The sequence below is a fragment of the Streptomyces spectabilis genome (assembly GCF_008704795.1).
Lineage (GTDB): Bacteria > Actinomycetota > Actinomycetes > Streptomycetales > Streptomycetaceae > Streptomyces > Streptomyces spectabilis.
The window spans coordinates 7983217-8005109 of record NZ_CP023690.1; the positions used below are offsets into that span (position 1 = coordinate 7983217).

The 21893-nt window shown below is 77.1% G+C and carries 5 protein-coding genes; all 5 read left to right on the plus strand.

Annotated features, from left to right (window positions below; genetic code table 11):
- Nucleotides 1-14: 14 nt before the first annotated feature.
- The 5 genes from pabB (at nucleotide 15) to CP982_RS34690 (ending at nucleotide 21831) form a co-directional block, all read left to right on the plus strand.
- The gene (pabB, locus tag CP982_RS34670; RefSeq protein ID WP_150514079.1) at nucleotides 15-2108 is read left to right on the plus strand and encodes an aminodeoxychorismate synthase component I; all 2094 of its coding nucleotides are present in this window, start codon (nucleotides 15-17) and stop codon (nucleotides 2106-2108) included.
- Nucleotides 2105-2971, plus strand: coding sequence for an aminotransferase class IV (locus tag CP982_RS34675; RefSeq protein WP_150514080.1), 867 nt, complete (start codon nucleotides 2105-2107; stop codon nucleotides 2969-2971). Before pabB ends, CP982_RS34675 begins: the two co-directional genes overlap by 4 nt.
- Nucleotides 2972-3116: 145 nt before the next feature.
- Nucleotides 3117-4346, plus strand: a complete 1230-nt coding sequence (locus CP982_RS34680; protein WP_150514081.1) for a cytochrome P450 — start codon at nucleotides 3117-3119, stop codon at nucleotides 4344-4346.
- Nucleotides 4347-4556: 210 nt separating this feature from the next.
- Entirely contained in the window at nucleotides 4557-15293 is a 10737-nt protein-coding gene (locus CP982_RS34685) for a type I polyketide synthase (protein ID WP_425329817.1), read from the plus strand.
- A 19-nt stretch (nucleotides 15294-15312) separates the two neighbouring features.
- Nucleotides 15313-21831: a type I polyketide synthase gene (locus tag CP982_RS34690; RefSeq protein WP_372503532.1), complete on the plus strand. Its 6519-nt coding sequence runs from the start codon at nucleotides 15313-15315 to the stop codon at nucleotides 21829-21831.
- Nucleotides 21832-21893 lie beyond the last annotated feature (62 nt).

The following is a 21893-nucleotide window of genomic DNA, read 5'->3' on the forward strand; positions in this document are numbered from 1 at the left end:
GAGAAGGAAGCTCGATGCGCGCGCTGTTGATCGACAACTACGACTCCTACACCTACAACCTGTTCCAGCTCCTCGCCCAGGTGTACGGCAAGGAACCGACGGTCCTCGTCAACGACGACCCGGCGTGGGCGAAGCACGACCCGGCCGCGTTCGACTGCGTCGTGATCTCACCAGGGCCCGGCCGCCCCCAGCGCCCCACCGACCTCGGCTTCTGCCAGGAGGTCCTGGACCGCTGGGAGGACGTGCCGGTGCTCGGGGTGTGCCTGGGGCACCAGGCGATCGCCCACCACTACGGCGGCCGCGTCGAGCCCGGCACGCCCCGGCACGGCCATCTGACCCGGGTCCGCCACGGCGGCGAGGACCTCTTCGACGGCCTGCCCCAGCGGTTCACCGCGGTGCGCTACCACTCGCTGCGGGTGCTCGAACCCCTGCCCGCCGCGCTGCGGGCCACGGCCTGGGCCGAGGACGGCACCGTCATGGCGCTGCGCCACCGCACCCTGCCGCGCTGGGGCCTCCAGTTCCACCCGGAGTCCGTCGCGAGCGAGTGGGGCGCCCAGCTCCTGCGCAACTTCGCCGAACTGATAGGCGGCCACTACGCCGCCGCGCCGCCGGAGCGGGCCAGCTGGTCCCCGCCCCTCGGCGACACCCCCAGCACCCATCTGCGGGCCGTGGTCGAGGTCGTCGACCGGGCCGTCGCCACCGAGGCCCTGTTCACCTCGCGGTACGCCGCCAGCACGCACTCCTTCTGGCTGGACAGCAGCGCGCCCGGAGTTGGCCCGGCCCGGTTCTCCTTCCTCGGCGACGACACGGGCCCGCTCGCCGAGACGCTCACCTACCGCACCGGCGACACCTCGGTGACGGTCCGCGACGCCACCGGCGAACGCGCCGAGCCCGGCACCATATTCGAGGTGCTCCAGGACCGGCTGCGCACCCGCGGCCTGCCCGCGCCCGACCTGCCCTTCGACCTCAACGGCGGCTACGTCGGCTACTTCGGCTACGAACTCAAGGGGGAGTGCGGCAGCCCGAACGTCCACAGCGCCGAAACCCCGGACGCCGCCTGGATGTTCGCCGACCGCCTCGTCGCCGTGGACCACCTGGAGGACAGGACCTACGTCCTGGCCCTGAGCACCGGCGCGGCGGACGCCCTCGACGGCGCCCGCGCCTGGGTGGACGACATGGCGCGCGAGGTCCGCTCGCTGCCCGACGCGGCCCCCGCCCCGGCCCCGGCACCGGTGTCCGCGGCGCCCTCGGACCGGGCCGTCCTCAGCCGCGACCGCGCCGCGTACGTCGAGGACATCGAGGACTGCCTCGACCAGCTGCGCAGCGGCGAGAGCTACGAGATCTGCCTGACCAACCGCGTCCGCCTGCCGCCCCTGAAGGACCCGCTCGCCTACCACCTGAAGCTCCGCGGCCTCAACCCCGCGCCGTACGCCGCCTATCTGCGCCTCGGCGACGTCAGCGTCGTCTGCTCGTCCCCGGAGCGGTTCCTGCGCGTCGAGCGCGACGGCACGGTGGAGAGCAAGCCCATCAAGGGCACGGCCCCCCGGGGCGCGGACCCGGTGAGCGACGAGGCGCTGCGCCGCTCCCTGGCCGCGTCGGCCAAGACCAGGGCCGAGAACCTCATGATCGTGGACCTGCTCCGCAACGACCTCGGCCGGGTCTGCGAGGTGGGCTCCGTCGGCGTCCCCGCGTACATGGTCACCGAGTCGTACGCGACGGTGCACCAGCTCGTCACGACGGTCCGCGGCCGCCTGCGGCACGACGTGGACCCCGTCGCCTGCGTCCGCGCCTGCTTCCCCGGCGGCTCGATGACCGGCGCTCCGAAGCTGCGGACGATGGCCATCATCGACCGCCTCGAACAGGAGGCCCGCGGCATCTACTCGGGCACCATCGGCTACTTCGGGCTCTGCGGCGGCGCGGACCTCAACATCGTGATCCGCACGGCGGTGACCTCCGCCTCCGGCACCGTCATCGGCGCGGGCGGCGCGATCGTCCTCGACTCCGACCCGGACGACGAGTTCGACGAGGTGCTCCTCAAGGGCCACGCCCTGGTGCGGGCGCACGCGCAGCTCGACGCGGCAGGCGAGCCGGAGCGGAGCACGCCGTGACGGGCCCGCGCCCCGCCGCCCCGGCCGCCGCGCCCCGGCCGCCCGCGGCCGTCACCCGCCTCGACGGCAGCCCGGCGGCCCCCGGCGACCTGGCCGCCCTCGCCCTGTACAACTACGGCCACTTCACCACCCTGCGCGTCGAACGGGGCCGCGTCCGCGGGCTCGGCCTGCATCTGCGGCGCCTCGCCGACGACTGCCGCACGCTCTTCGGCACGGACCCGGACACCGCGACCGGCCTCACCGACGGCGTCCGGGCGGCGCTGCGGCGCGTCGCCCGCGCGCACGAGGCGCCCCTGACGGTGCGCGTGACCGTGTGCGCGACGGACACGACCCTCGAAGGACCCGGCACGGCCGCCCCGACCGCGCTGCTCAGCACGCGGCCCGCGGCCGCCGCCGCGCCGCCACCGCTGCGGCTGACCGCTGCCACGTACGTACGGGACCTGCCGGAGGTGAAGCACACCGGTCTGTTCGGCACGCTGCGCCTGCGCGCGGACGTCCGGCGGCGCGGCTTCGACGACGCCCTGCTGCTCGACCACGACGACCACGTCCTGGAGGGCACCACCTGGAACGTCTGCTTCTGGGACGGGACCCGGCTGCTGTGGCCCCGGGGCCGCGCGCTGCCGGGGGTGACCGCGCGCCTGCTGCGGGACGCCGCCGCGGGGGCGGGCGTACCGGTCGGTGACGCGCCCCTCACCCGGGCCGGACTCGGCTCGCTGCGCGCCGCGTTCGCGACCAACGCGGCCTTCGGGGTGCGCCCCGTGGCCTGTGTCGACGACGTGGCCTTCGCCGGGGACCCGGACGTCACCGCCCTGACCGCCACGCTCACCGAACGGTACGCCGACGTGCCCGGCGAACCCCTGTGACGAGCGCCCCTTCCAAGATCCAAGTCGGCTTCAAGAAGGCACCAAGAGCCGCTGCGCAGAATGCGGAGCGGCAGCGCGCCTCCTCCTCGAAAAGCGCCCCTCTCCGCGAAGCGCCCCTCCCGAACTCCCGAGAAGAGGACCGAGCATGACGACCGTCGAAGAGACCGAGACAGCCTGGGAGAACCTGCCGTTCCTGGACATCACCGATCCGGCGTTCGTCTGGGACTCCGCCGAGGTCGCCGAGGCCAGGGAGCGCTCCTGGATCGCGGGCACCCCCCTCGGCCTGCTGGTGCTCCGCTACGCCGAGGCGCACAGCCTGTCCCGTGACCCGCGCCTGGTCTCCGGCTTCCGCGAGGTCGTCGACCTCGTCGGGCCCTCCGAAGGCCTGGTGCGCGAGTTCATGCGCGACTTCATGCAGAGCCTCGAAGGCCCCGACCACCGCCGACTGCGCGGCCTGGTCACGCACGGGTTCACCTCCCGCCGCATCAACGCCCTGAAGCCGTTCATCCGCGCCACCGCCGAGCGCCTCGCCGACGAACTCGCGGCCGCCGGGGGCGCGTGCGAGTTCGTGGACGCCTACGCCGATCCGCTGCCCGCCGCCGTGGTGTGCGAGATGCTCGGCTTCCCGCCGGAGGACCACGCCGTCGTCGGCCGCTGGTGCAAGAACACCAACCTGGTCCTCGCGCTCGGCCCCGACCAGAGCCGCGTGAGCGAGGTGGAAGAGGGCCTCGCGGGCATGTACGGCTACTTCGAGAAGGTCGTGCGGAAGCTCAAGGAGAACCCCGGAGACGACCTGTTCTCCGACATCCTGCGCGCCCAGCGGGAGGACGACGCGCTCGACGACCGCGAGCTGCGCACCCTGATCGCGACCCTGCTGGTCGCCGGGTACCAGACCACGAGCCACCAGCTCGGCCACGCCATGGTGGCGTTCTCCGAGCACCCCGAGCAGTGGGCGCTGCTGCGCGAGCGGCCCGAACTCGCGCCCCAGGCGGTCGAGGAGGTGCTGCGCTGGTGCCCGACCACGACCGTGGTCGCCACCAAGGCGGCGGCCGAGACCTTCACCTTCAACGACCTGCTCATCCCGGCCGGAACCCCGGTGTGGCTGTGCGCGCACTCCGCTCAGCGCGACCCGCTGGTGTTCGAGGACGGCGACCGCTTCGACATCACCGTCGAGCGCAAGCCGGGCACCCTGGCCTTCGGCGGCGGCACGCACTTCTGCCTGGGCGCGGCCCTCGCCCGCCTCGAAATGGCCGAGGCGCTCGTGGCGTTGACGGCCCGCCTCGACGCGCCCCGGGTGACCGGGCCGATCACCTGGCGGCCCTCGACCGGCGTGTCCGGGCCCGACGCACTGCCGCTGCGCTTCGGCGCCGCGTGACCAGAGGGGTCGACCCTTCGGGCCCATGAGGTCCGACATCACTCCGGGAAGGGCAGCACGTTCGACATGACCGATGACGACAGGACGCTCGACTACCTCAAGCGCCTCACCGCCGAGCTGGGCCAGACCAGGGAGCGGCTGCGGGCCGTCCGGGAGGCGGGCCGCGAGCCGATCGCCGTGGTGTCGATGGCCTGCCGCTTCCCCGGCGGCGTGACGTCCCCCGAGGAGCTGTGGCGACTCGTCGGCTCGGGCACGGACGGCATCTCCGCCCTTCCCACCGACCGCGGCTGGGACACCGAGGGGCTCTACGACCCCGACCCGCAGCGGCCGGGCACCACCTACGCGCGCGAAGGCGGGTTCCTCGCCGACGTCACGTCGTTCGACGCGGGCCTGTTCGGGATCAGCCCGCGCGAGGCCCTGCTGATGGACCCCCAGCAACGGCTGCTCCTCGAGGTTTCCTGGGAGGCCTTGGAGCGCGCCGGGCTCGCGCCCGACGCGCTGCGCGGCAGCCGCACCGGCGTCTTCACCGGGATGATGGGCCAGGACTACACGGACCGGAAGGACAGCGCGCTCACGGAGTACGAGGGGCAGCTGGAGACGGGCCGCGCGGCCAGCGTCGCCTCCGGCCGCGTCGCCTACACCTTCGGCCTCGAAGGCCCGGCCGTCACCCTGGACACGGCCTGCTCCTCGTCCCTCGTGGCCCTGCACCTGGCCGTGCGGGCGCTGCGCGACGACGAGTGCGACCTCGCCCTCGCCGGCGGCGTCACGGTGATGTCGAGCCCGGCCACGCTCCTGGAGTTCAGCCGCCAGCGCGTGCTCGCCCCCGACGGCCGGTGCAAGGCGTTCGCCACGGGCGCCGACGGCACCGGGCTCGCCGAGGGCATCGGCATCCTCCTGGTGGAGCGCCTCTCGGACGCGCGGCGCCACGGCCACCCCGTGCTCGCCGTCGTCACCGGCAGCGCCGTCAACCAGGACGGCGCGTCGAACGGCCTCACCGCGCCGAACGGCCCCTCCCAGCAGCGGGTGATCCGCGCCGCCCTCGCGGGCGCCGGGCTCACCGGAGCCGACGTCGACGCGGTGGAGGCGCACGGCACGGGCACCTCCCTCGGCGACCCCATCGAGGCCCAGGCCCTGCTCGCCGCGTACGGACAACAGCGCGACCGGGACCGGCCGTTGTGGCTGGGGTCGCTGAAGTCGAACATCGGCCACACCCAGGCGGCCGCGGGCGTCGCGGGCGTCATGAAGATGGTCATGGCGCTGCGCGAGGAGACGCTGCCCCGGACGCTGCACGTCGACGCGCCCAGCCCGCACGTGGACTGGTCCCTGGGCGCCGTGCGGCTCCTGACCGAGGCCAGGCCGTGGCCGAGGACCGACAGGGTCCGGCGGGCGGGCGTGTCGTCGTTCGGCATCAGCGGCACGAACGCCCACGTCATCGTCGAAGAGGCCGCGGACGATCCCGCTGCGGACACCGGGGGCGCCGCCCCCGGCCCGGCCCCGGAGAGCCGGGCCGCGACCGGCGCGAACGGCGGGGACACAGCCCCGCCACCGGTGCCCTGGGTGCTCTCCGCCCGGACCCCCGAGGCGCTGCGTGCCCAGGCGGCCCGGCTGCGCGACCACGTGAAGGACCGGCCGGGGCTCCGCCCGGTGGATGTCGCCTACGCCCTCGCGACCACGCGCGCGCCCCTCGCCCACCGGGCCGTCGTGGTCGGCCGCCGCACCGACGAACTGCTGCGCGGCGTCGGCGCCCTGGCCGCGGGCGAGCCCGGCGCGGACCTGGTCGAGTCGGTGGCGCGCGACCTCGGCAAGGCCGTCTTCGTCTTCCCCGGCCAGGGCTCGCAGTGGGCGGGCATGGCCGTGGAGCTGTGGGACGCGTCCCCCGTCTTCCGCGAGCGGATGCTCGCCTGTGCGACCGCGCTCGACCCGTACGTCGACTGGTCGCTGCGCGAGGTGGTGTTCGGAACGGCCGCCGCCGGGGCCGCCGCCCGCGTCGACGTGGTCCAGCCGGTCCTGTGGGCGGTCATGGTGTCCCTCGCCGAGCTGTGGCGCTCCTACGGCGTCGAACCCGCCGCCGTGGTGGGGCACTCGCAGGGCGAGATCGCGGCGGCCTGCGTGGCGGGCGCGCTCTCGCTCGACGACGGCGCCCGCGTCGTGGCCCTGCGCTCCCGCCTCATCGCCCGCGAGCTCGCGGGGGCGGGCGGCATGGTCTCGGTGGCCGCGTCGGCCGACGACGCCCGCGCCCGCCTGGAGCGCTGGGGCGACCGCGTCGCCCTCGCCGCCGTCAACGGCCCCGCGTCCGTGGTCGTCTCCGGCGACCCGGCGGCCCTCGACGAGCTGATGGCCGACTGTGAACGGGACGGCGTCCGCGCCCGGCGCGTCGCGGTGGACTACGCATCGCACTCCCCGCAGGTCGAGCTGTTGCGCGCGGACCTGCTCGCCGACCTCGCGGAGCTGCGCCCGCGCGCCGGGAAGCTCCCCCTGTACTCGACGGTCACCGGCGACGTCCTGGCGGGCGACGAGCTGACGGCCGACTACTGGTTCCGCAACCTGCGGCGGACGGTGCGGCTCTCCGACGCCGTCGAGCGGCTCGCCGCCACCGGGCACGGGGCGTTCATCGAGTGCAGCCCGCACCCCGTCCTCGCCCTCGGCCTCACCGAGACCCTCGGCGACCTCGGCGGGGACGCCCTCGTCACGGGCACGCTCCAGCGGGACGACGGCGGCCTCGACCGCTTCCTGCGCGCCCTCGGCGCCGTCCACGCCGGGGGCCGTTCGCCCGACTGGGAGCACCTCTTCGCGGGCCTCGGCGCCCGCCGCGTGGAGCTGCCCACGTACGCCTTCGAGCGGCAGCGCTACTGGCTCGACGCCGCCCCCGCCGCCGGGGACGTCACGGCCGTCGGCCTCAACCCGCTCGACCACCCGTGGTGGGGCGCCGTCACCGAACTGCCCGACTCCGGCGGCACCCTGCTCACCGGGCGCGTGTCCCGCGACGCACAGGCCTGGCTCGGCGACCACGCCGTGGGCGAGGCCGTGCTGCTGCCCGGCACGGCGCTCCTGGAACTGGCCGTCCAGGCCGCCGGGCAGACCGGCTGCGACCGCGTGGCGGAACTGACCCTGCAGGCGCCGCTGCCGCTCCCGCCGCGCGGCGGCGTCCAGCTGCGCGCCGTCGTCGGCCCCGCCGACGCCGACGGCACCCGCGCGCTCACCCTGCACGCACGCCCCGAGGACGCCCCGGACGCGCCGTGGACCACCCAGGCCGTCGGCTCCCTCGCGACCGCCGCCCCGCGCGGCGGCGAGGCCTTGGAGGCGTGGCCGCCACCGGGCGCCGCACCCGTTCCCGTGGAGCGGGCGTACGCGGACCTGGCGGAGCTGTCCCTGCGGTACGGCCCCGTGTTCCAGGGGCTGCGGGCCGCCTGGCGCCTCGGGGACGAGCTGTTCGCCGAGGTCGCGCTCGCCGACGGCGCCGAGCCGGAGGGGTTCGCGGTCCATCCGGCGCTGTTCGACGCCGCGTTGCACGCGGTGGCCCTCGACCGCGGCGACGGCGGGGCGGCCGAGGACGCGGGGCCGCGCCTGCCGTTCTCCTGGTCCGGTGTCGAGGTCCACGCGGTCGCCGCCACCCGGCTGCGCGTGCGGATCACCCGCCTGGGGCCTGACGCCGTCGCCCTGGAGGCGGCCGACGCGACCGGCGCCCCCGTCCTCTCCGTGGAGTCCCTCGCCGTACGGCCCGTGTCCCTGGACCGGTTGGGCCCGGCAGCCGGGCAGCCGACGGACGCGCTGTTCGCCGTGGACTGGGCCCCGGCACCGGCCGCCGTCTCCGCGCCGCCCGCGTCCTGGACGGTCCTCGACGGCCTCGACGCGCTCGCCCCGGCCCTGGAGGCCACCGGTGCCGCCGTGCGCCGGGCGCCGGACCTCGCGGCCGTGACCGGCCAGGAGGACGCCCCGGACGTGGTGCTCGCCCCGCTGCCGCGCCGCTCCGGCAACCTGCCCACGGCCACCCGGGAGACCGTCGGCGCGACCCTGACACTCCTTCAGGAATGGCTCGGCGAGGACCGGTTCGCCTCCGCGCGGCTCGTCCTGGTGAGCGGGGGCGCCGTCGCGGCGCACGACGACGACCCCGTGGAGCCCGCCCTCGCGGCGGCCTGGGGCCTGGTCCGCTCCGCGCAGGCGGAGCACCCGGACCGGCTCGTACTCGTCGACTGGGACGGCCGGGAGCCGTCGGCCGACGCGCTGCCCGCCGCCCTGCGCGGCGACGAGCCGCAACTGGCCCTGCGGTCCGGGGAGGCGCTCGTCCCCCGGCTCCGCAGGGTGGCCGTGGCTGCCCCCGAGGCGACCGGCGGCTTCGACGGCGACGGCACGGTCCTGGTGACCGGCGCGGCCGGCGTGCTCGGCGGCGTCCTGGCGCGACACCTCGTCATGGCGCACGGCGTGCGGCACCTGCTCCTGGTCAGCCGCCGCGGCGCGAGCGCGCCCGAGGCCGCCGAACTGACCGAGCGGCTCACCGCGTCGGGCGCCTCGGTGCGCTGGGCCGCCTGCGACCTCGCCGACCGGGCGGCCCTCGCGGCCGTCCTCGCCGACGTGCCGGACGCCCATCCGCTGCGCGGCGTGGTCCACGCCGCCGGCGTACTCGACGACGGCATCGTGTCCGCCCTGACCGGCGCCCGGCTCGACACCGTGTTCCGGCCCAAGGTCGACGCGGTGGTCCAGCTGCACGAACTGACCGCGGACGCGGACCTCTCGGCGTTCGTCGTGTGCTCCTCGGCGGCCGGTACGTTCGGCACGGCGGGCCAGGGCGGCTACGCGGCCGCCAACGCCTTCCTCGACGCGTTCGCCCGCGCACGACGGGCCCGCGGTCTGCCCGCCCTGTCCCTGGCCTGGGGCCTGTGGGAGCGGACCAGCGCCATGACGGTCCGGATGTCGGACGCCGACCGCGACCGGATGCGCCGCTCCGGCGTCACAGGCCTGACCGCCGAGGACGGCGCCGCCCTGCTCGACGCGGGCCTCGCCGCCGGGCTCCCCGTCGTCGTCCCCACCCGCCTCGACCTGTCCGCCGTACGCGCCCGGGCCGCCGCCGACGGCGTGCCCGCGCTGCTGCGCGGCCTGGTGCGGCCACCGGCCCGGCGCGCCGCCGCGGGCGCCGCCGACGACTCCGCCCTGACGCGCGACCTCGCCGCGCTCGCGCCGGGGGACCGGGCCGCGAAGGTCCTCGACGTGGTCCGCGCCCAGGTCGCGGCCGTCCTCGGCTACGCGGGGCCCGCCGCCGTCGAACCGGGGCTCGCCTTCAAGGAGTTGGGCTTCGACTCGCTCACCGCGGTCGAGCTGCGCAACCGCCTCGCCCGGGTGACGGGCCTGCGCCTGCCCGCCACGCTCGTCTTCGACCGGCCGACCCCGCAGGCCCTCGCCGAGCACCTCCTGGACCGGCTGACCGGACGGAGCGCGCCGGTGCGGGCGCCGGTGCGCGGCCCGGCCGCGGCCCCCGCCGACGAGCCCATCGCCATCGTCGGCATGGCCTGCCGGTTCCCGGGCGGCGTCGCGTCCCCGGAGGACCTGTGGCGCCTGGTGGACCGGGGCGGCGACGCCGTCTCCGCCTTCCCCACCGACCGCGGCTGGGACCCCGGCTCCGCCACCCGGGCGGCGGAGGGCGGCTTCCTGCGCGACGCCGCGGGCTTCGACCCCGAGTTCTTCGGCATCAGCCCGCGCGAGGCGGTGGCGATGGACCCGCAGCAGCGGCTCCTGCTCGAAGTCTCCTGGGAGGCCCTCGAACGCGCGGGCCTCGACCCCACCACCCTCAGGGGCAGCCGCACCGGCGTGTTCGCCGGCCTGATGTACCACGACTACACCTCGCGGCACGCGGGCGTCCCGGACGACGCGGGCGGCTACCTCGGCACGGGCGGGTCCGGCAGCGTCGCCACCGGCCGGATCGCGTACACCTTCGGCTTCGAGGGACCGGCCGTCACGGTGGACACGGCCTGCTCGTCGTCGCTCGTGGCGCTGCACCTGGCCGTGCAGGCGGTGCGCGGCGGCGACTGCGACCGGGCCCTCGCGGGCGGTGTCACCGTGATGTGCACCCCGCACGCCTTCACCGAGTTCAGCAGGCAGGGCGCGCTCGCCGCAGACGCCCGCTGCAAGCCGTTCGCGGCCGCCGCCGACGGCACGGTGTGGGGCGAGGGCGCGGGCGTCCTCCTCGTCGAGCGCCTGTCGGACGCGGTCCGCGCGGGCCGCCGCGTCCTCGCGGTCGTCCGCGGCTCCGCCGTCAACCAGGACGGCGCGAGCAACGGCCTGACCGCCCCGAACGGCCCCTCCCAGGAGCGCGTGATCCGCCAGGCCCTGGCCGCCGCCCGGCTCGCGCCGGCCGACGTGGACGCCGTGGAGGCGCACGGCACCGGCACCACCCTCGGCGACCCGATCGAGGCCCAGGCGCTCCTCGCGACGTACGGCCAGGAGCGGCCCGACGACCGGCCGTTGTGGCTGGGCTCGGTCAAGTCGAACCTCGGCCACCCGCAGGCGGCCGCGGGCGTCGCCGGGGTCATCAAGACGGTCATGGCGCTGCGTCGGGGCGTGCTGCCCCGCACCCTGCACGTGGACGCGCCGTCGCCGCACGTCGACTGGTCATCGGGCGCGGTGGAGCTGCTCACCGAGGCCCGCCCCTGGCCTGCCGCGGGCCGCCCGCGCCGGGCCGCGGTCTCCTCGTTCGGCATCAGCGGCACCAACGCGCACGTCGTACTGGAGCAGGCACCCGCGACGGCGGACGGCGCGGGCCCGCCGGCGCCCGGGGGAGACGACGCGTCCCGGGCCCCCGCGGGCCCCGTCCCGCTGACGGTGTCCGCCAGGACCGGGACGGCGCTGCGCGCCCAGGCCGCCCGGCTGCGGGAGCGCCTCGCCGCCGAGCCCGCGCTCGACGCCGTCGACGTGGCGCACTCGCTCCTTACGGCACGGGCCGCGCTCGCGCACCGGGCCGTGGTCCTGGGCGGCGACCGGGACGCCCTGCTCGCGGGGCTCGCCGCCGTGGCGGAGGGCCGGGAGACGCCCGGCGTCGTCGAGGGGCTCGCCGGCGACCCGGGCCGGACGGTATTCGTCTTCCCCGGCCAGGGCGCGCAGTGGGCGGGCATGGCCGCCGGGCTCTGGGAGGCCGCGCCGGTCTTCCGCGAGCGCCTGACCGCGTGCGCCGACGCGCTCGCCCCGTACGTCGACTGGTCCCTGGTGGACGTCGTGCGGGGGGCTGAGGCCGGGGTCGACGCCGACCGGGTCGACGTCGTCCAGCCCGCGCTCTGGGCGGTCATGGTGTCCCTCGCCGAGCTGTGGCGCTCCTACGGCGTCGAACCCGCCGCCGTGGTGGGGCACTCGCAGGGCGAGATCGCCGCGGCCTGCGTCGCGGGCGGCCTCTCCCTCGACGACGGGGCGCGCGTGGTCGCCCTGCGCAGCCGGGCCCTGACCGCGATCGCCGGGCGCGGCGGCATGGTCTCCCTCGCCCTGTCCGCCGCCGCGGCCGAGGAGTTGGTGGCCGCGTGGGACGGGCGCCTGGCGCTCGCGGCGGTCAACGGCCCCGCCTCGGTGGTGGTCTCGGGCGACACGGCAGCCGTGGACGAACTCCTCACCCGCTGCGCGGAGACCGGCGCCTGGGCGCGCCGCATCCCGGTGGACTACGCCTCGCACTCGCCCCACGTCGAGGCGGTGCGCGAGCGGATCGGCCGCGACCTGGCGGAGCTGCGCCCGCGCACCGGCGACGTCGCCTTCTACTCCACGGTGACGGGCGGCTTCAAGGACACCGCCGAACTCGACGGCGCCTACTGGTACCGCAATCTGCGCGAGCCGGTGCGCTTCGAACCCGCCGTCCAGGAGCTGTTCGCGCGCGGCCACGGCGCCTTCGTCGAGACGAGCCCCCACCCCATGCTCACCGTGGGCGTCGCCGAGACCCTGGCGGAGCACCCCGAGCGGACGGGCGTGGCCGTGGGGTCCCTGCGCCGCGACCAGGGCGGCCTCGACCGCTTCTCGGCCTCGGTCGCCGAGGCGTACACCCGCGGGGTCGCCGTCGACTGGACGGCGGCGTGGGCGGGCCGCGCGCCGCAAGCCGTGGACCTGCCGACGTACGCGTTCCAGCGGCGCCGGTACTGGCTCCAGGCGCCCGCGGGCTCCGGCGACGTCACCGCGGCGGGCCTGCACAGCGCCGACCACCCGCTGCTCGGCGCCCGCGTCGAACTCGCCGGCTCGCCGGAGACCCTCCTCACCGCGCGCTGGTCCCTGGACACCCACCCGTGGCTCGCCGACCACGCCGTGGGCGACACCGTGGTCGTGCCGGGCACCGCCTTCCTCGAACTGGCCGCCCTGGCCGGGGCCGGGACCGGCTGCCCGCGCATCGGGGAACTCCTCCAGGAAGCACCGCTGGTCCTCGGCGAACGCGGCGCCGTACGCCTCCAGGTCCGGGTCGCGGCGCCCGACGACGACGGTACGCGGGCGCTCGGCGTGTACGCGCGCCGCGAGGACGCGCCCCCGGAGGACCCCTGGACGTGCCACGCCCGCGGCCTGCTCACCGAGGAGGCGGCCGAGGCGCCGCCCGCCCTCGACGGCGCCTGGCCGCCACCGGGGGCCGTGCCCGTCGACCTCACGGAGTTCTACGACCGGATGGACGACATCGGCCTCGCGTACGGGCCCGCGTTCCGCGGCCTGCACACCGCCTGGCGCCTGGGCGACGAGATCCTCGCCGAGGCGGCGCTGCCCGCCGAGGACCACGCGGGCGCGGACCGCTACCGCGCCCATCCGGCGCTGCTCGACGCGGGCCTTCACTCCTGTCTGCTGCGCACCCCGGACGCCGACGGCGCGGCCATGCCGTTCGCCTGGAATGACGTGGACTTCCACGGCCCCTGCGGCCCCGCCGTGCGCGTACGGGTCTCACCCGGCACGGCCCAGGACGTGTCCGTCCTGGTGACGGACGCCGACGGCACTCCCGCGGTGACCGTGCGCTCCCTGGCCGCCCGCCCCGTCTCGCCCGAGCAGCTGCGGGCCGCGGGCGGCGCCGGGGACTCCCTGTACCGGCTCGCCTGGGCGGAAGCACCCGCCACGACACCCGGGGCGCCCGGAGCGTGGGCGGTGCTCGGCGACGCGGCCGACCAACTGCCCGCCAGTGCTGGGCAGTTCGCTGACCTGTCCGCGTACCGTACGGCGATCGGGTCCGGCGCGGCCGTCCCCGACGCGGTGCTCGCGCCGCTGGCCGCGGCCGAGGGCCAGGACGACGCGGCCCGCGCCCGTTCCCTGACCTGCCGGACCCTGGACCTGCTGCGGGGCTGGCTTGCCGAGGACACCGACAGCGAGCGGGCCGAGCACCGCCCGGCGGACCAGGCCCCCGCGCTCCGGCTCGTCCTCCTCACGCGCGGCGCCCAGGGCACACCCGACGACGAGCACCTCGTGGACCCCGCCGCCGCGGCCGTCTGGGGCCTGGTGCGCTCGGCCCAGGCGGAGCACCCCGGCCGGTTCGTCCTCGTCGACCTGGACGACCACCCCGACTCCGGCGCCGCGCTCGCCGCGGCCCTGGCCACGGACGAGCCCCAACTCGCGCTCCGCGCGGGCCGGATACTCCTGCCCCGTATCGAACGCGCGCCCCGCGCGGACGGAGGCGACGCGCCCTGGGACGCCGACGGCACCGTGCTCGTCACCGGCGCCTCCGGCACCCTGGGCCGCGCCGTGGCCCGGCACCTCGTCACCGCGCACGGCGTGCGCCGTCTGCTCCTGGTGAGCCGCCGCGGCGGCGAGAGCGACGAGGCCGCCCGGCTCGGCGCGGAACTGACCGGCCACGGCGCCCGGGTGACCTGGGCGGCCTGCGACGTCGCCGACCGGGACGCGCTCGCCGCGGTGCTCGGCGCGGTGCCCGCGGCGCACCCCCTGAACGGTGTCGTGCACGCCGCCGGGGTCCTGGACGACGGGGTGATCGCGGCCCTGACCCCGGAGCGCGTCGAGCGGGTGTTCCGGCCCAAGGCGGACGCCGCGCTCCACCTGGCCGAGCTGACGGCCGGGCAGGACCTGGCGGCGTTCGTCGTGTTCTCCTCGGCCGCCGCGGCGCTCGGCAGCGCGGGCCAGGGGAGCTACGCGGCGGCCAACGCCTTCCTGGACGCCCTCGCCGCGCGCCGCCGCCGACAGGGCCTGCCCGCACTGTCATTGGGCTGGGGCCTGTGGGCCGACACCAGCGCCATGACGGCCGGGCTCGACCGGTCCCGGGCGGCCCGCTCGGGCCTGCGGGAACTCGCCACCGACGAAGGCCTCGCCCTCTTCGACGCGGCCCTGGCGGGCACCGATCCGCTGCTGCTGCCCATGCGGCTCGACACGGCCGCGCTGCGGGCGCGCGGCGACGCCCTGCCGCCGGTCCTGCGCGGCCTCGTCCGGGCCTCGGAGCGGCGCGGCGCGACCCGGGCGGCCGGGGCCGCCGCGCTGCGCCGCCGCCTGGCCGCGCTGAGCCCGGCCGAGCGCGACCTGCACCTGCTCGACCTGGTGCGGGCCGAGACCGCCACCGTGCTCGGCCACCCGTCGCCGGAGGCCGTGGGGCACGAACGGGCCTTCAAGGACCTCGGGTTCGACTCGCTGACCGCCGTGGAGCTGCGCAACCGGCTCACCGCCGCGACCGGGCTCCGGCTGCCCGCGACCCTGGTCTTCGACCACCCCACGCCCGCCGCGCTCGCCGGGCGGCTCGCCGCCGAACTGGCCCCGGCGGACGAGGCGGACGACGCCCGGCGCGACACCGAGGCCGCGGTGCGCGCGGCCCTCGCCGCGATCCCGCTGCCCCGGCTGCGGGACGCGGGCCTGCTCGACGCCCTCCTGGAGCTCGCGGGCCGCCCGGCCGGGCAGGAGCCGCCGCCGCGGGCCGGGGACGAGCCCGCCCCGATCGACCAGCTGGACTCGGAGGGGCTGCTCGCCATGGCCCTGGACAACGGAGCGCACACGAACACGGAGGACCACGATGCCCGCTGGTGACGAGAGGTTCGTCGAGGCGCTGAGGGCCTCCCTCAAGGAGGTCGAGACGCTGCGCGCCCGGAACCGGGAGCTGACCGCGGCGGCCCGGGAGCCGATCGCCGTCGTGGCGATGGGCTGCCGCTACCCCGGCGGGGTGCGGTCCCCGGAGGACCTGTGGCGCCTGGTGGAGACCGGCACCGACGCGATGTCGCCCTTCCCCGCGGACCGGGGCTGGGACACCGACGCGCTGTACGACCCCGACCCCGACCGGCCGGGCCGGACGTACACCCTCGAAGGCGGCTTCGTCGACGGCGCCGGGGACTTCGACGCGGACCTGTTCGGCATCAGCCCGCGCGAGGCCGCCGCCATGGACCCCCAGCAGCGGCTGCTCCTGGAGACCGCCTGGGAGACCTTCGAACGGGCGGGCGTGAACCCCGGCGCGCTGCGCGGCGAGCCCGTCGGGACGTTCATCGGCTCGGTGCTCATGACCGTCGGCAACGGCGCCCCGGCGACCGAGGGCAGCGAGGGCCACCAGGTCACGGGCGGCGCCGCCAGCGTCCTCTCGGGGCGCCTGGCCTACGCGTTCGGCCTCGAAGGCCCGGCGATGACCGTGGACACCGCGTGCTCGGCCTCCCTCGCCGCGGTCCATCTGGCCGCGCAGTCGCTGCGCCAGCGCGAGTGCGACCTGGCCCTGGCCGGAGGCGCCGCCGTGATGACGACGCCGGGCATCTTCGTGGAGTTCAGCAGGCAGCGCGGTCTTGCTCCGGACGGCCGGTGCAAGGCGTTCGCGGCGGCGGCGGACGGCACCGGCTGGGGCGAGGGCGTCGGGCTCGTCCTCCTGGAGAGGCTCTCCGACGCGCGGCGCAACGGACACCCGGTCCTCGCCGTGGTGCGGGGTTCGGCCGTGAACCAGGACGGCGCGTCCAACGGCCTGACCGCGCCCAACGGCCCCTCCCAGCAGCGCGTCATCCGCCGCGCCCTCGCCACGGCCCGCCTCTCGGCCGACTTCGTGGACGCCGTGGAGGCGCACGGCACCGGCACCACCCTGGGCGACCCCATCGAGGCACAGTCGCTCATCGCCACGTACGGCCGGGAACGGGAGGCCGGACGCCCCCTGTGGCTGGGCTCCGTCAAGTCGAACCTGGGCCACACCCAGGGCGCGGCGGGCATCGCCGGGCTGATCAAGATGGTCATGGCGATGCGGCACGGCGTGCTGCCCAGGACCCTGCACGTCGACGAGCCGACCCCGCACGTCGACTGGTCATCGGGCACCGTACGGCTGCTCACCGAGAACCGGGCCTGGCCCGAGACCGGGCGCCCGCGCCGCGCGGGCGTCTCGTCCTTCGGCATCAGCGGCACCAACGCGCACGTGATCCTGGAACAGACGCCCCAGGACACCGCGCCGAGCGAGGCCCCGGAGCCCGCCGCACGCGCCGCGGCCCCCGGCGGCCGCGTACCGCTGGTGGTCTCGGCCCGGGGCGAGCAGGCCCTGCGGGACCAGGCCGAGCGCCTCGCCGCGCACGTCCGCGCCCGGCCCGCCGCCCGCCCCGCGGACCTCGGCCTGTCCCTCGCGACCACCCGCGCCGTCCTCGACCAGCGGGCCGTGGTGTGGGCCGCCGACCGGGACGAACTGCTCGCCGGACTCGCCGCCCTTGCCGCGGACCGGCCCGCGCCGGGCCTGGTGCGGGGCACCGCCGTCGACGGCGGCCTCGCCTTCCTCTTCTCCGGGCAGGGCAGCCAGCGCCCGGGCATGGGGCGCGAACTGGCCGCCGCGTTCCCGGAGTTCGCCGAGGCGCTCGACGCCGTCGCCGCGCACCTGGACCCGCACCTCGAACGGCCGCTGCGGGACGTCCTGTTCGCCCCCGAAGGCACGCCGACGGCCGCGCTCCTCGAACAGACCGCGTACACCCAGCCCGCCCTGTTCGCGTACGAAGTGGCGCTGTACCACCTGCTCACGCACTGGGGGCTCACCCCCGGCCTGCTGCTCGGGCACTCGGTCGGCGAGCTGGCCGCCGCGCACGTCGCCGGGGTCCTCTCCCTGGAGGACGCGTGCGCCCTCGTCGCCGCGCGCGGCAGGCTGATGCAGGACGTGCCCGGCACCGGTGCGATGGTCGCGGTGCGGGCCACCGAGGCGGAGCTGCGGCCGTGGCTCGCCGAGCACGCGCACGACGTGGCCCTCGCCGCCGTCAACGGCCCGTCGTCGGTGGTCGTGTCCGGCGCCGAGGAGGCCGTGCTCGCCATCGCCGCCCACTTCGAGGGCGAGGGGCGCCGCACGCGCAGGCTGCGCGTCAGCCACGCCTTCCACTCGCCCCAGATGGCCGCGATGCTCGACGAGTTCGGGCAGGTCGCGCAGAAGCTCACCTTCCACCCGCCCACCCTCCCGATCGTCTCGGACGTCACCGGCGACCTCGCGGGCGCGGACCTGCTCTGCTCGCCCGAGTACTGGGTGCGCCACGCCCGGGCGACCGTGCGCTTCCACGACGGGATGCGCCGCCTCGTGACGGCGGGCGCCCGCGCCTTCGTGGAGGTGGGCCCCTCCGGGACGCTCACCGCCATGGCCCAGGACTGCCTCGCCGGGGAACCGGCGGGCACCGGCGCCGTGGTGATCCCCGTGGCGCGCTCCCGGCGGCCCGAGGCCGACACCGCGCTCACCGCGCTCTCCACGGCCTTCGTCCACGGCGCGGGAGCCGACTGGACCCGGTTCCTCGCCGGGGCCCGCCCGGTGGACCTGCCGACCTACCCCTTCCAGCGCCGCGGCTTCCCCTGGACCGCGTCCGGCGCGGTCGCCGACGTCACCGCCGCCGGGCTCGCCGGGCTCGAACACCCGCTCCTCAGCGCCTCCTTGGAGCTCGCCGACGCCCAGGGCCTCGTCCTGACCGGCACGCTGTCCCGGCGGACGGAGGCCTGGCTCGCGGACCACGTCATGCTGGGCTCCGTGCTCGTGCCCGGCACCGCCGTCGTCGAGATGGCGCTCCGCGCCGGTGCCGAGGCCGGCTGCCGCCGCCTCGCGGAGCTGACCCAGGAGGCCCCGCTGGTCCTGCCCGAACGGGGCGCCGTCCACCTCCAGGTGCGCGTCGGCGCGCCGGGCGACGAGGGCCGCCGCGCGCTCGGCGTGTACTCGCGGCCCGAGGACGCCGCGCCGGACGAACCCTGGGCGTGCCACGCGCGCGGCGCCCTCGCCCCCGACGCCGCCCCCGCGCCGCCGGGCCCCGGGCAGGCCTGGCCGCCCGCGGAGGCCGAACCCGTCGCGCTCGACGGCTTCTACGACGGCCTCGCCGACGCGGGCTTCGCGTACGGCCCCGCCTTCCGCGGCCTCGCGCGCGCCTGGCGCAAGGGCGACGAGCTGTACGCGGAGATCGCGCTCCCCGCCGCCCCGCGGTCCGCCGCGGGCGGCTACGGCCTCCACCCGGCCCAGCTCGACGCCGCCCTCCACGTGGCGCTCCTCGACGACGACGCGGCGGAGCGAAAGGGCCGCGTCCGGGTGCCGTTCTCCTGGCAGGAGGTCACCTTCCACGGCACGGGCGCCCCGACCCTGCGGGCGCGCCTCGCCCCGGCGGGCCCGGACACGGTGAGCCTGTCCCTGTGGGACGAGCGGGGCGCTCCGGTGGCGTCGGTCGGCGCCCTCGTCACCCGGACCGTCTCCGCGCAGCAGCTGCGCGCGACCCGCACCCACGACACCCTCTTCCACGTCGGCTGGCTCCCTGCGCCCGCCACCGCCGCCGAACCGGCCCCGCACTGCGTCGTCCTGGGCGACGACCGCCTCGCCGCCGAGCTGGGCGTGCCCGCCCACGCCGGCCCGGGCGCGCTCCTGGCCGCGCTCGACTCCGGCGCGGCGGCCCCGGACCTGGTGCTCCTGAAGAGCCACGGCGAGAGCGCCGGGGCCGGTGAGGACCCCGCGAGCGCCGCCCGTGCCCTCGCCTCGTCCGTGCTCGCCGTGCTCCACACCTGGCTGAGCGACCCCCGGCTCGCCGCGGCGCGCCTGGCCGTCGTGACCCGCGGCGCCGTGGCGACCGCGGCCGACGAGCGGATCACCGACCTGGCCGCCGCCGCGCTCTGGGGCCTGGTGCGCTCCGCGCAGTCGGAGCACCCGGGACGGTTCGCCCTGGCGGACGTGGACGGGGCGCCCGCGTCGGTGGCGGCGCTGCGCACCGCGCTCGCCGGGGACGAACCCCACCTCGCGCTCAGGGCGGGCCGCACGCTGGTGCCGCGCCTCGCGCGCGGCGTACCGGCGGGCACCCTCGTCCCCCCGACCGGCGTACGGGAGTGGCGCGTCGACCTCACCGACGGGGGCGCGGCCGACGACCTCGCCCTCGCCCCGAGCCCGGAGGCCGCCGCACCCCTGGCGCCGGGCCAGGTCCGGGTCGCGGTGCGTGCGGCGGGCCTCAACTTCCGCGACGTCGTCATGGCGCTCGGCATGGTCGCCGACCAGCGGGCCCTGGGCGGCGAGATCGCGGGCGTCGTCAGCGAAGTGGCCCCCGACGTCACCGGCCTCGCCCCCGGCGACCCGGTCTTCGGCCTCGCCGCCGGATGCCTCGGGCCCGTGGCGGTCGTCGACCACCGCCTGATCGCCCGCACGCCCCGGGGCTGGTCCTTCGCCGAGGCCGCGTCCGTCCCCGTCGCGTTCCTCACCGCGTACGAGGGTCTGGTGGACCTGGCGGGCGTGCGGCCGGGCGAGAAGGTGCTCGTGCACGCCGCGGCGGGCGGCGTCGGCATGGCCGCCGTACAGCTCGCCCGGCACCTGGGCGCCGAGGTGTTCGCGACGGCGAGCCCCGCCAAATGGGACGCCGTGCGCGCCCTCGGCGTCGACGACGCGCACCTCGCCTCCTCCCGCACCGACGCGTTCGAGGCGCGCTTCACCGAGGCGAGCGGCGGCGGCGTGGACGTCGTCCTGAACTCCCTGGCGCACGACCTGCTCGACGCCTCGCTGCGCCTGGTGCGGCCCGGCGGCCGGTTCGTCGAGATGGGCAAGACCGACGTCCGCGACCCCGCCGAGGTCGCGGACCGCCACGAGGGCGTCGCCTACCGCGCGTTCGACCTGATGGACGCGGGCGTCGAGCGCGTCGGCGCCATGCTCACCGAGATCGTGCGGCTGTTCGAGGACGGCGGCCTGCGCCATCTGCCGGTGACCACCTGGGACGTGCGGAAGGCGCCCGCGGCCTTCCGCCACCTCGCCCAGGCCCGGCACGTGGGCAAGATCGTCCTCACCATGCCGACCGCGTGGGACCCGGAGGGCACCGTCCTGGTCACCGGCGCGTCCGGCGCGCTCGGCGGCGAGGTGGCCCGCCACCTGGTCCGCGCGCACGGCGTGCGCCACCTCCTGCTCGCCAGCCGCAGGGGAGCCGAGGCCGACGGCATGGCGGGCCTCCTTGCCGAGCTGACCGGCCTCGCGGCGGCGGGCGCGACGACCGTGCGGGCCGTCGCCTGCGACGTGGCCGACCGGGACGCGGTGGCGGACCTGCTCGCCGCGGTGCCGGACGCGCATCCGCTGACCGCCGTGGTGCACGCCGCGGGCGTGGTGGACGACGGCGCCCTGGAGTCGCTGACGCCCGAGCGGATGGGCACGGTCTTCGCCCCCAAGGCCGACGGCGCCTGGCACCTGCACGAGCTCACCCGGGACGGCGACCTGGCCGCGTTCGTCGTCTTCTCGTCCGCGGCGGCCACCATCGGCACCCGCGGCCAGGCCAACTACGCCGCGGCCAACGCCTTCCTCGACGCCCTCGCCCGGCACCGCCACGACGCGGGCCTGCCCGGGACGTCCCTGGCCTGGGGGCCCTGGAGCGGCGGCATGGCGGCCGCCCTCGGACAGGCCGACCGGGACCGCATGGGCCGCTCCGGCGTCGGCGCGCTGTCCACCGAGGACGGCCTCGCGCTGCTCGACCTGGCGCTCGCCGCCGGCACGGCGGACCTCGTGCCGGTCCGGCTCGACGTGGCGGCCCTGGGCACGGCCGCCGCGGCCGGAGACCTGCCCGCGCCGCTGCGCGGCCTGGCCCTCGCCCCCGCCGCGGCGCCGGGCGCGGGCGCCGGGGACGCGCTGCGGGAGCGCCTCGGGCCGCTCGCGCCCGAGGAGCGGAGCGCGGCCGTGCTCGACCTGGTGCGCGGCCAGATCGCCCTGGTCCTCGGGCATCTGACGCCCGAGAGCGTGGAACCGCAGCGTCCCTTCCAGGACCTCGGGTTCGACTCGCTCACCGCCGTGGAGCTGCGCAACCGCCTGGGCGCCGCGACCGGTCTCGCCCTGCCCACCACGCTCGTCTTCGACCATCCGACCCCGGCGGCCCTGAGCGAGCACATCGGGGCCGAACTCCTTCCGGGCCTCGGCTCGCGGGTCGACTCCTTCCTGTCCCGGCTCGACGCCTGGGCGGCGTCGTTCGACGGCGACGGGCTCGACGACGACGAGCGGGAGCGGGTGGCGGCACGGCTTCGCTCCCTCGCCCAGCGGTGGGGCGAGGGAGCGCGCGGCAGGGCCGAGGAGTCCGGGCGCGCGGCCGTCGCGGACGAGTTGGACCTGGCGAGCGACGACGAAGTCATCGACTTCATCAGCAACGAGCTCGGCATCTCCTGACGGCGGGGGAGGCCTGGCTTTCGCCGCGTCGCGTCACGCACGCGAGCGGACATCGGTGACGT